The 10,115-nt window shown below is 37.3% G+C and carries 16 protein-coding genes; 8 read left to right on the plus strand and 8 right to left on the minus strand.

The features are described 5' to 3' along the window. Positions 1 to 189: 189 nt before the first annotated feature. The 8 genes from KGY70_11470 to KGY70_11505 form a co-directional block, all read right to left on the minus strand. Positions 190 to 504 carry a hypothetical protein gene (locus tag KGY70_11470; protein ID MBS3775799.1) on the minus strand — a complete coding sequence of 105 codons (315 nt, stop codon included), beginning with the start codon at positions 502 to 504 and terminating at the stop codon, positions 190 to 192. A gap of 35 nt (positions 505 to 539) precedes the next feature. Beyond that, on the minus strand, positions 540 to 1,052 hold the full coding sequence (locus KGY70_11475) for a hypothetical protein (GenBank protein MBS3775800.1): 513 nt from the start codon (positions 1,050 to 1,052) through the stop codon (positions 540 to 542). Between the two features lie 3 nt (positions 1,053 to 1,055). Continuing rightward, entirely contained in the window at positions 1,056 to 1,415 is a 360-nt protein-coding gene (locus KGY70_11480; GenBank protein ID MBS3775801.1) for a hypothetical protein, read from the minus strand. Between the two features lie 39 nt (positions 1,416 to 1,454). Further along, on the minus strand, positions 1,455 to 1,721 hold the full coding sequence (locus KGY70_11485; protein MBS3775802.1) for a hypothetical protein: 267 nt from the start codon (positions 1,719 to 1,721) through the stop codon (positions 1,455 to 1,457). Positions 1,722 to 1,723: 2 nt separating this feature from the next. Further along, a complete protein-coding gene (locus KGY70_11490) occupies positions 1,724 to 2,005 on the minus strand; it encodes a hypothetical protein (protein MBS3775803.1) in 282 nt (93 codons plus the stop codon). A gap of 2 nt (positions 2,006 to 2,007) precedes the next feature. Further along, the gene (locus KGY70_11495) at positions 2,008 to 3,483 is read right to left on the minus strand and encodes a DUF1073 domain-containing protein (protein ID MBS3775804.1); all 1,476 of its coding nucleotides are present in this window, start codon (positions 3,481 to 3,483) and stop codon (positions 2,008 to 2,010) included. Then, entirely contained in the window at positions 3,477 to 4,979 is a 1,503-nt protein-coding gene (terL, locus tag KGY70_11500; GenBank protein MBS3775805.1) for a phage terminase large subunit, read from the minus strand. Before terL ends, KGY70_11495 begins: the two co-directional genes overlap by 7 nt. Positions 4,980 to 5,135: 156 nt before the next feature. Further along, on the minus strand, positions 5,136 to 5,702 hold the full coding sequence (locus KGY70_11505; GenBank protein ID MBS3775806.1) for a hypothetical protein: 567 nt from the start codon (positions 5,700 to 5,702) through the stop codon (positions 5,136 to 5,138). 452 nt (positions 5,703 to 6,154) lie between these two features. On the opposite strand from KGY70_11505, the gene KGY70_11510 reads away from it, so the two are divergent. The 8 genes from KGY70_11510 (at position 6,155) to KGY70_11545 (ending at position 10,035) form a co-directional block, all read left to right on the plus strand. Beyond that, positions 6,155 to 6,394, plus strand: a complete 240-nt coding sequence (locus KGY70_11510) for a hypothetical protein (protein MBS3775807.1) — start codon at positions 6,155 to 6,157, stop codon at positions 6,392 to 6,394. A 780-nt stretch (positions 6,395 to 7,174) separates the two neighbouring features. After that, on the plus strand, positions 7,175 to 7,654 hold the full coding sequence (locus tag KGY70_11515; protein ID MBS3775808.1) for a hypothetical protein: 480 nt from the start codon (positions 7,175 to 7,177) through the stop codon (positions 7,652 to 7,654). 76 nt (positions 7,655 to 7,730) lie between these two features. Next, positions 7,731 to 7,934: a hypothetical protein gene (locus KGY70_11520; protein MBS3775809.1), complete on the plus strand. Its 204-nt coding sequence runs from the start codon at positions 7,731 to 7,733 to the stop codon at positions 7,932 to 7,934. 232 nt (positions 7,935 to 8,166) lie between these two features. Continuing rightward, complete coding sequence (locus KGY70_11525; GenBank protein MBS3775810.1) at positions 8,167 to 8,454, plus strand: hypothetical protein; 288 nt, start codon at positions 8,167 to 8,169, stop codon at positions 8,452 to 8,454. Between the two features lie 322 nt (positions 8,455 to 8,776). After that, on the plus strand, positions 8,777 to 9,301 hold the full coding sequence (locus KGY70_11530) for a hypothetical protein (GenBank protein MBS3775811.1): 525 nt from the start codon (positions 8,777 to 8,779) through the stop codon (positions 9,299 to 9,301). Beyond that, positions 9,280 to 9,540, plus strand: a complete 261-nt coding sequence (locus KGY70_11535; GenBank protein MBS3775812.1) for a hypothetical protein — start codon at positions 9,280 to 9,282, stop codon at positions 9,538 to 9,540. The genes KGY70_11530 and KGY70_11535 overlap by 22 nt, the downstream gene beginning before the upstream one ends. Before the next feature lie 2 nt (positions 9,541 to 9,542). After that, a complete protein-coding gene (locus tag KGY70_11540; protein ID MBS3775813.1) occupies positions 9,543 to 9,728 on the plus strand; it encodes a hypothetical protein in 186 nt (61 codons plus the stop codon). Positions 9,729 to 9,789: 61 nt separating this feature from the next. Then, positions 9,790 to 10,035 (plus strand): hypothetical protein, encoded by a 246-nt coding sequence (locus KGY70_11545; protein MBS3775814.1) that lies wholly within the window; start codon positions 9,790 to 9,792, stop codon positions 10,033 to 10,035. Positions 10,036 to 10,115: the final 80 nt, after the last annotated feature.

A 10,115-nucleotide genomic window follows, 5' to 3' on the forward strand; every position in this document is an offset into this window, starting at 1 on the left:
TCTACACCACGTAGCCATTCCTGATGACTTTGAAAATCTTGCTCTTTCTCTTATTCGCTCTGTCATACCGTTTATATATCAATTTTTCTCAATGCTCCCCTACTATTATACAAATCAATACTGATGGTAACTCCTTCAAGAGCCGTTTTCAGTATAAATTCTTCGCCTATGTCAGTAAGTAGTGCCATGTTATATATTATTAAGTATTACTGCAACAACCGCAACCAAACAAATAGATTTTGAAAATACTTCAAATCCCGGTTGGACTTTTGACATTAATTGTCCATACCAATTCCTTTCACTATGATAAAACAAATCCGCACCAGCAGTTACATTATAAATGAAATCAAATAAAATATACCTTAATAAAATATAAGAGGCAAAATAAACTGCCGGTGAAATACCACCTATTAAATACGGCAATAACAGTAAAGTCAAAATACTGAAAGATCTAATTAAATGCCCAATATCTTGATTTCCTGTTGCATTACATGCATCACCCATAGCATTCAATAGAATGTGAATTATAAAAATTATTATCAAACCAACCATCCGTGAAAAATATCTAAGTAAATCAAATGATTTAAAATACCAAAAGCAACCACAAAGTAAGCTGCATTTTCAATCCAATATGTCTTATTTTTGAGTCGTGGAATCCAAATCGCCAGTATAAGGGCTAGACCAAAAATTGAAAGAATCCAATACCCATAATCAACCCAAAGTGCCAATAGTCCCAAAGCCATACAACCCCAAGCCCCTACAATATGAAGCCATTCCGTTACTTTCCCTTGACTTGTATCACCAGCAATTCCAGTAACAACCAAAAACATTGCTGCCCAACCCATTGTATTTGTCCCCCCTGCCACGGCTAAAAACATAGCAGAATACATCATAGCAAGAGAATACAACCAAGGAGGCCACCCAATTTTGTCCAACTTTCTGTATAAAGAGGATACACTAGGTGGTACTCCAAATTTTATAATAGCAAATACAATAGAAAAACCAATGTAAATTGCTACTGAAATTGCCCAGCATACAAGTTCAAGTGTCATCTTTTACTTTCTTTTATCAGGTAACAAAGGAATCTTAAAGATCCTAAAGAATGCTTGTAATACTCTTTGTATCTTGGGATACGTTGAAGCACCATTAGCAACAAGTGTCCCACCTAACGCCATAATCAGCAAAGCATACCAAAGTTCGGATACCATACCATGAGCCGGTTGGAATACTCCAACATTTGACCAAGCACCTACAAAAGCAATTGCTACAGCTATAAGAAATGACATGAGTTGTACTCCAAAGCCTTTTACCCCGGTGAACACAGCATCTTTCAAAAGCTGAGTAACAGCTAAGATTACGGCAACATATCCTGCAAAGTCACCTAATTGCGAAACAAATTCAAGAATTTTGTCCATGACTAATTAATTTTAAGATTAATAAAAATTTTACCAAGTTTAATGCTTTCTATCTTCATCTTCCATAGTTGTTATTTCCTCTGGTTTATCTTCAACAGCTTCCAAATGAAATTTCTTAACTACGTCTGTCATATTCTCTGCATCTGCATGACTCACGTACATTACCACTTCTAATGTAACAGCATCACCAACGCAGGATTTGAGAGTGAGATCTACCACTTTTTCAGGATCTAACCCCAATGCCCTTATAAAATCAGTCATTGGTGACCCAGCTGCCGGGATTACTTTTGCATTTTCTGGTTTCATGATTATTGAATTTCAAGTTGAACTTTTTGATAACCAGTAAAAGTGTTATCAATACTTACCCCTGCTGTAGAATCATCACACCATATTATAGGCCAATTAAAATAATAAGGATTATACGGTTCCCTAACAACAACGGGGTTATTCCATATAACCTCTGTTTTGGTTTCCAAGGTCCACTTCTTCCAATCAGGAAGAACTTGCTTGATTTTTTCCATCAGCTCGCCAAGGTTTACATTATTTTCAACCGTTAGCATTTTGTTGTCATAGTCTAATTGAATTTTCATGATTATTCCTCTTTTTTATCTGGTTTGGGATCTTCCGTACTTGTGCCAGTAGGTCTACTCTTGAATTGCTCTTTGATTGATTTTAATTCCTCTGCAAGATTGTCCCCGCCTTCCTGCATAGCCTTGTCAATTTCTTCTTTTGTCATACCCATCAACAGTTCAAATGCCTGTTCAACCGGCAATATCTCACTGGCATAGGGATAACGTGCGTAGTACATAAGTGCTTCCGAACGAATATTGCCAATTTCAGCTTTCTCTTTATTGCTTGGTGCAAAAAGATCTTCCCAAACAACATCATAGTCCTCATTCTTGGGTGCTGGCAGAATGCCGAGTTCTACACACTTGTCAACAAACGGACGAACAATGGTTTCTTCGGCAAATTCTTCCCTTCTCGTTGTTATCTCAGAAAGCCACTGTGTGCGGTCCTCTGTACTTGCCAACTCTCCACGCTCCGAACCAACCAATATTCGCTTGGGAATACCTGTTTCAGCAGAAATCATTTGGACCAAAACATCTACGTGATTTCCCGGGTCAGCAACTTGTTGTTGCAATTGGTTAATATCCAAACCTTTGGTAATCATAAACCGGCTCATGTTGTGTTCGTAGTCCTTGATCTGTGCTTGAATTTGTTCCCTTTGAGCCGGGGTGAGTTCAAATCCTTCCTGTTCACTTCCTACATAACCGGGACGGGCACCACGCCAAAACATTTCTGCATCACCACCGGCAACTTTTTCCAAGTCCATTAACCGGTTATATATTGCTCTTAGCCTCGGTGTGCCGTAAACCTGACTCTCCAACGCTCCATCTATCACATGAATCAGTCTGGACCAATGAACAACCAATACATCACTCCGCTCAGAGTGCGGTCCGGTGATCTTGACTTGGTAAGTAAGTGGTTTACCATATCTTTCATTGCCTGTATTTTCTTCCCACGTTTTTATTTCTATATTGTGATCACCAAACGCACGAACATAATTTAACTTGGCTCCTTTCTTAATCGGCTTCATTAAACCTTTGCGATCTTTTACATCATTGAATCCCAAAAGCAGCACACCAAAATAACCAAGTCCGGTGAGCTTGTCCAACCGAGTGAACCATTTTTTTAGTCCAAGGCGTTTGTCGAGGTCTTTGTAAGCTTTTTCAAAATCAGTTTCCTTATCACCATCCCGTTCTCCTGACTCACGAATTTTTAGTCCACCCCGCCATGTGGCATTTACAGGTTTATCAATGATAGCCTTGGCCATGTCCTGTCTTTCATACCGAGCATAAAAATCAGAAAACTTCAACGTGTCCGTGGGATAACCTAAAGCCTCATATATTTTTCTATCCCCATCATATTGAGAGCCTTGTTTAGCTGCCAACTGACTTCTACGTACCAAACTACCGGGAATTTGGTAATACAACTGTATGAGTTGGTAATCACTGAGAGTTTCCAGCGGTACCTGTTGTTCTTGTGGTTTTGCTTCGTCCGCTACCATATTATAACCTCACGATTTTTCATTAATTTAGCAAAAGCACCGGCAGCCGCATCCACTTGGTCTTTGTAAGTAGAGTAAGGAAAGAACCGGTGTTCATTAATAAACTCCTTGTTCCAATGATCTTCAATGAGTTGTATATTTCCGTTATTTACTTGTACGGAATAGGCATCAGCCCGCCTGACTTTGTCACCAGTGACTTTATCAGCAAAAACAGAGAACCCGGCTAAATTCCTAATCGTTGCCTCAGCCGATTCTTTACCACCGGAACCGGGTTCCTGTTCTACCCACACCTCCACGTTTGGTCCATCAGATTCAGCGGTACTTCTAATTAGTTGTTCCCTCACACCAGTTGCCCACTGACCTCTTTTAACATCCGAGATAATCCATTTACCTTGGCGTATCTGGTGCATTTTAACTCCTACAGTGTAGGTTCCACCACCCTGAGTTGCGGCCTTATCCCAATACCTCACACTTTTCAAAATATGAACCGGATTGGGCAATTCTCTCAAATACGAGATCATGTCCACTTTGAACATACCACCACCCGGTGGAACCGGTTTTTGCCCAATCTGCCCGGAATAAGCATACTGACCAACCTCAGCTTCAAATTCTTCCAATACTTCCCAGCTGAGTCTTTTTGGGTCCATCAGATCATCTTTGTACTTTTCAACCAGTTCCGGGGGATGGACTTGTTCACGATAATTTCTTATTTCACCGGGGATGCATATGTGTTTTACTTTATCTGATCTACGATCCAAGATGCTCCCGGTGGTATCGTTTTGGTGAAGCCGCTGCATAATTAAAATAAGGGGGGTGACATTTTTATCAACTTTACGAGAGAAAAGAGTCTCAGTGACCCACCGGTTGGTAGAATCAAGAATCGTTTCAGCACTGGCACGTTTGGGGTCTAATGGATCATCTACAATCTGTATGTTACCATGGAAACCCATAAGTGTACCATCTACGGAAGTAGAAAAGCGGTTGCCACCGAGACGTTGCCGGTCAATCGTGCCCGGTCTTTTCTCACGTTTTACAATCCTAAAATTGGATTTAATATCTTTATCCCGTTTAACTTCCAACTCGGGAAAGAGATCTTTAAACTTGGCTGATTTTATAATATCACGGGAAAATTCTGCGGATTCTAAGGAGAGTGTGCTTGTGTATGCGGCAGTAATAAATCTCATCCAGTACCATCTGGTCCAACACCATGCAGGGAACATTATGGAAACTATACAAGTTTTTGTACTACCGGGTGGGACGTTGATCAACAGGTCGTACTCTTTAGGCAACCCGGCAGCAACCCTTTCGGCCATAACCTGTAACTCGTTGCATATATAAGGTATATGCCAGTTGTCTTTAAAATCTTCCTGTGAATACTCATCCCAGAAATAAAGCAAAAAATAGTAAAAAGAAGATTGGACCAATTTTCTCATTGCGGCAGTGGGATTGTCCAACATTGTGGACATTGCCTGTTGTTTGTCTATTTCTTGCTCCATTAATTCCATTTGTTTCTTAAAACAAACCAAGCAGCCAGTATATTAGGAGGATGGTAACGATAAGCCAGCTGACTGTCACCATCCGTGTATTTTTCCAAGAAACCAAATGAAACCAGACACGCCCGATTATACGTATTGTTTTGAACTCTGGTCCAATTAACGTTTTTTATCAGATGCATTCAAATGGTTTTTAAGTGCTTTAAACATAGCGTTTTGCTCCGTATCAGTGAACCCTTCCATGTTGATTTCCTCAACAGCTTTGTGAGTTACTGTGTGGTCATGTTCCACTTTGTGAGTCTCAGACCATTGAGCCGGTCTACGAGCAGTCAACCATTTAATCTGTGCGGTTACGTTCGGGGCATACCTTTTATTATAACTGACAATTTCCCAGAACCCTTCCTGACTGTTCCACTTCGGTTCCTCAATTTCCATCTCATAACCGGTAGCCATACGATACAACGACTCAGCGACATCAGCATCAGCCATGTCTCGTCCTTTTTGTACTGCCTCTTTAAACTTGGGATTTTCCAACCACTTATCAATTGTACTTGAATCAACCCCAAAAAATTTACCAAGACGATCATTGGTGAATCCAAGCATACAAAGACGAGTGGCGGTTTCCAACATTGAATGAGAAAAACCATTCTCATCAGCTGGTATCCTAGTTCGCTGTCTCTTAGGCTGGTCCAATTTTTCTTTCGTATCTGTTCGTTTACGTTCCATATTGCAAAGATAAATTGAAAAATCGAAATATGCAAATATGTAATTATAACGATATGTTTTAATATTTGTTTCATAAAAACCAATTTTTTTGGTCCAACCCCATAAACTTTCTTCACATAGTTGTAAAATTTTTCACCCCCTTAATGGTATATATGTAGATTATAATTGGTCTAACCCTACAACAATTCAAATTTTGGTTGCGTAGGGTACCCCCCTGTTCCCCTCCTATACAACAATCCACATCCGTAGATAGCTGTATGTGTCCATACTTTCATATGTAGATATGTAGATGTTTGAATGCTTCTATCTCCCATAAACAACATAAAACAAAAAAAAATTAAAAAAAAATTAAAAAAGTATTGACTCGTATTTATTTATTTTATACTTTTACTTTACATTAGTTCTTTGAAATATAGTTGTAACGGTTTGGACCAACAAAAAACAATTATCTTATGCATGAACAAACAAAAAAGAATACTTTCCATAGATTGATGGGAAGATTCAGAAGCAATCCTGATGTAACTGTTGATATGAAGTTTATCCAAACACTCGGATTATTTCATATCGAAGTGTACCACAAAAAGATGAACATTTTGCCTGGCTTTATTTTAGACGCTGTGAACGTTGTTGGATCAGAATATATCTCATACGTTGGAACAGATATGAAGCTTTGTTTTTATAAAGCCAGCTAGATTGGACCAACCCTGAAAGCCCCGTATGGAGGGGCTTTCCGGGGCTCCAAACCTGCAAAACAACTATAATAAAACAGTATAAAACGTCTAAAATATAGATGTAACAATTTAGACCAAACAAGTAAACAATTTAAGCAAATATAAAGATATACATATATAGATATTTAATACTGTTCTTTTACTTATTGTTTCGTACCCGGTTCATTTACCTTATTGTTATACGTTAGGCTAGCACAGGTTTAATGTAAACAATGCAAGGTAAAAATTAAGGTCCCAAAAGTTAGCTATTCTAATGAGGAACCATCTTAACTTGGACCAAAAACAGACGGTTTACTTTTTACACGTGTACGGTTCAGGCTTTACACGGTAAACGGGTAAACGGGTAAACGTTGCGAAACTTTAAGCCTGTTCTGTGAAATAATGAATAAATAAGCCCCCTTTTTACCTATAATAAAGGGGCTCGGCTGTGAGCGGGCCGATAATACTCTCATTATCCTAGATTCGCTAAAATTTGCGGGGTAGATATGGACTCAATTTAAACGCAAATTAAACGGTTTACAATCTATGATGGATATAGTTAGCTACATACCCGGCAACTTGTTAAGCGAACCGACTAAGTTTAAAAACTTGGCGGCACAATATAGGTTTGTGAATAGGGTATGAAGGGAAAAAAGGCCCTGACAGTTAGTAAGATAGAGGGGCACAGTTTAAAGACTGTTTTTACCCGGTTCAGCCCGGGGCCCCTCACTGCTTTTGTTTAACTCTCTAAAAATTAGAACAATGAAAACAAACGAAACAGTAACCAACGAAGCTGCAAACCTGTTAATCGAAAATTTTCAGGTGGAAAAGAAAAACGCTGCTGATTTAAATGCAGCGCAAAAGGTGGAAAAATTACAAGAATATGAAACAATCGGCGACGTTATAAAACAAGCCGATATTATTTTCCCTGAAATGCAGAACAAGAAATTTAAAGGGGAAAATATTAGAGTTCTCGTATTTTTCCGCAATGGTAACAGTTTTGTAGAGCTGACCTTGCAAAAATATGATGGTAAGGTAGAAACACTCTGTAAAACGGTTGCGGATAAGGTTTTTGCCCGGTTTGCAACAATGAAAGGTAAAAAGAAAATGAATGTTTTACTTGTCATAAATGACAAGAAAATGGAAGTAAAAACAGGAGGTGTTTATCAAATGAATAAAAATTCCATACACCGGGGTACTTCTGCACTCGTTGCCTTGCAAAGTTATGCCTACATGAAATAAGCTAACTTAAATTAACTTAAACGGCCCCTTTATTGAGGGGGCCGTTTTTTATTGTTTTACCTTAAACTTTATTTGTATGGATAAATTAACTATAAAAAACGACTTAATAAGATTAAAGGAATTAAGTCAAAAAAATCAAAGCAATCCGGTTATATTTGATCAAATATATGATATTTGTTCGGAGCTGGTATCTTTAAATATCATGGACACTTTTGGAGATTTTATTGACGACAATAAAGATAAAAGACAATTAATTGATCAATATTATTATAATTTATAAAAAAATGAAAATACGTAAATTTGAAATGAATAATTTTATTCCCACATATATTGTTTTGGGAATTATTCTAGTAACGTTCATTTTAACGTTGTTAGGTGTAAACTTTTAAAATTTACCCCGGTATGCTGGCAGCCCTGAAATAATAAAGGGAATTGGATCATACCCAATTACCGGGGCTACAGGGGTGCAAAACTTGTACCCTTTTTTTATGTTTCACTTAAATTACAGAACAATGAAAAACAAAACTTTAATTATTTACAACACGATTGAAGCTTCTAACGAAATAATAGAGGATTTAATCATGTACTGTGTTATTGCACACAGTGAAAAATTATCCACGTTGTCCCCATCTGACGTGCAAAGCCGGGGTACTGGCCGTAACTTTTTGGTATACGTACCTAATGAAAGAATGATCGAATTATATAAAAGCTCCGATATAGCCGAGCTTTTAGCTGATGGATTTTTTCTTATACAAGTGAATAACCGGTTTGAATTTTTCAAGGAAGTAATAAACCGATAAAAACCAATACAATGAAAGCACAAAACACAAACATCTACAAAGTTTTATTTATTTTGGCCATTGTCATTGTTTCAACCCTTTTAATTACTTTACTTGGCTCATGAAAACTTACATTATCCCTGAAAACTTGCGGACCCGGAAGTTTTACCGGCTGCAAAGTAAAAAAACATTAGATGAATGGTTGTGTTCATCGGTTTGCTCTATCCCACATAAGGAAGTTTTGCGAGAAATTACAAAACGTAAATATGTGGAGAAACAAAGAAAGAAATATTATAAACGGTTAAATCTTAACTTAATTTATAATCCTTTATATCCATAAACTATGGAAGCAGAACTGGAAAGTATTTTAATAGATATGGGCAATGAAATAAATGAAAACATTTCAGCTGTCAATTCTGGCGGCTGTGGTTTTGTCGCATATTATGTGGCAAAACATTTTAAATTTGAAAACATTGTCTGTTTGGAATCCACATACCCGGCAGCGGATTGGCTTAATGAATTCTATAATCATCAGCCTATATCAGCTACCCATATGATGGTAGAGGTAGAACATGATTTATATTACGATTCTGACGGTTTACAAGAACTAGATGATTTAGATGATTTTTACCGTGGGGACTGCGTTAAAATTGTAAAGGAACCGGAGATTGAAAATTTGATAAAAAATAATCTAGTATCAAATGATATGGCTGATTTGCTGGTACTTGTCAGCCCTGACAATAAAGCCATAGTTAAGGGGCTACAAAAAGCCAGTCTGTGGAACTGTGCATTTGACAGGGATCAATTGCCAAAGCTAGAAAATATAATCATTAAATACGCTAAAAAATGGGAACGATTGAAAAAATGAAAAGGGACCGCTTCCAGCTAGCTGCAATATTGCAAGCGTACCCTCCGACCAATCCAATACTTTTAGATTATTGGTTTAAATCAACTAGTAATTTTACCATAAAAGTATTAATCCAACAATGGATGAAAGTATTAAACGGAACACTACCTTCAATTCACTATGATGTTTTTGAAGTGGCAAAAAATGAACTGGAAGTATTGAACAGATACTTGGACCGGCAACCACAAAAAATAACTTAATTATGAAATTTACAATTTTTGGTAAAACAGTAACCATGACTATTGAAAACTCATGGAAAACAGAACTTAAAAAACTAGCAAAAGAAAAACGCTGGTTTAACTGCGTTATGCTGTATAAAACACAAAAACAATGCAGTTTATACGAAGCAAAAACATACATTGACAAGAATTATAGATTTAATGCCTGAACGGTTCTTGCCCCGGTTCGATTCCGGCATAGGCACGAACCAAAATCAAAAGGAGGTAATTATGGAAGCACAACAATTAATTAAAAGAGCACAACAAAGGATGGACGAGATTATCAATAAAATGATCCATGCCGAAAATAATAAAGTAATAGTGTTAAATGAAATAGGTTTGTATGTTGTTCAAAATGATCATACAACCAGACAAAACCCTGAACTTATGTTTAAATCTTGTGATAGCTACAAGGAGGCCCTCACAAATTACAATAAAACAATAACAAGAGAAAAAATATTATTAGAAAAACAATAAAAAACCTATTATCATGAAAACTAATGAAATTTTAAAACAGGCAAAAGAAACAGGCTATATCAGTGAAAAGCAAATTAATC

It is taken from the genome of Bacteroidales bacterium, from assembly GCA_018334875.1.
GTDB lineage: Bacteria > Bacteroidota > Bacteroidia > Bacteroidales > UBA12077 > JAGXLC01.

What these genes read in the sequence shown, in the direction of transcription:
- terL (MBS3775805.1), bottom strand. Translation starts at nt 4,979, where the DNA reads ATGGAGCAAGAAATAGACAAACAACAGGCAATGTCCACAATGTTGGAC.
- KGY70_11510 (MBS3775807.1), top strand. Translation starts at nt 6,155, where the DNA reads ATGCATGAACAAACAAAAAAGAATACTTTCCATAGATTGATGGGAAGA.
- KGY70_11545 (MBS3775814.1), top strand. Translation starts at nt 9,790, where the DNA reads ATGGAAGCACAACAATTAATTAAAAGAGCACAACAAAGGATGGACGAG.
- KGY70_11475 (MBS3775800.1), bottom strand. Translation starts at nt 1,052, where the DNA reads ATGACACTTGAACTTGTATGCTGGGCAATTTCAGTAGCAATTTACATT.
- KGY70_11495 (MBS3775804.1), bottom strand. Translation starts at nt 3,483, where the DNA reads ATGGTAGCGGACGAAGCAAAACCACAAGAACAACAGGTACCGCTGGAA.
- KGY70_11535 (MBS3775812.1), top strand. Translation starts at nt 9,280, where the DNA reads ATGGGAACGATTGAAAAAATGAAAAGGGACCGCTTCCAGCTAGCTGCA.
- KGY70_11480 (MBS3775801.1), bottom strand. Translation starts at nt 1,415, where the DNA reads ATGGACAAAATTCTTGAATTTGTTTCGCAATTAGGTGACTTTGCAGGA.
- KGY70_11490 (MBS3775803.1), bottom strand. Translation starts at nt 2,005, where the DNA reads ATGAAAATTCAATTAGACTATGACAACAAAATGCTAACGGTTGAAAAT.
- KGY70_11485 (MBS3775802.1), bottom strand. Translation starts at nt 1,721, where the DNA reads ATGAAACCAGAAAATGCAAAAGTAATCCCGGCAGCTGGGTCACCAATG.
- KGY70_11515 (MBS3775808.1), top strand. Translation starts at nt 7,175, where the DNA reads ATGAAAACAAACGAAACAGTAACCAACGAAGCTGCAAACCTGTTAATC.
- KGY70_11530 (MBS3775811.1), top strand. Translation starts at nt 8,777, where the DNA reads ATGGAAGCAGAACTGGAAAGTATTTTAATAGATATGGGCAATGAAATA.
- KGY70_11470 (MBS3775799.1), bottom strand. Translation starts at nt 504, where the DNA reads ATGGGTGATGCATGTAATGCAACAGGAAATCAAGATATTGGGCATTTA.
- KGY70_11520 (MBS3775809.1), top strand. Translation starts at nt 7,731, where the DNA reads ATGGATAAATTAACTATAAAAAACGACTTAATAAGATTAAAGGAATTA.
- KGY70_11540 (MBS3775813.1), top strand. Translation starts at nt 9,543, where the DNA reads ATGAAATTTACAATTTTTGGTAAAACAGTAACCATGACTATTGAAAAC.
- KGY70_11525 (MBS3775810.1), top strand. Translation starts at nt 8,167, where the DNA reads ATGAAAAACAAAACTTTAATTATTTACAACACGATTGAAGCTTCTAAC.
- KGY70_11505 (MBS3775806.1), bottom strand. Translation starts at nt 5,702, where the DNA reads ATGGAACGTAAACGAACAGATACGAAAGAAAAATTGGACCAGCCTAAG.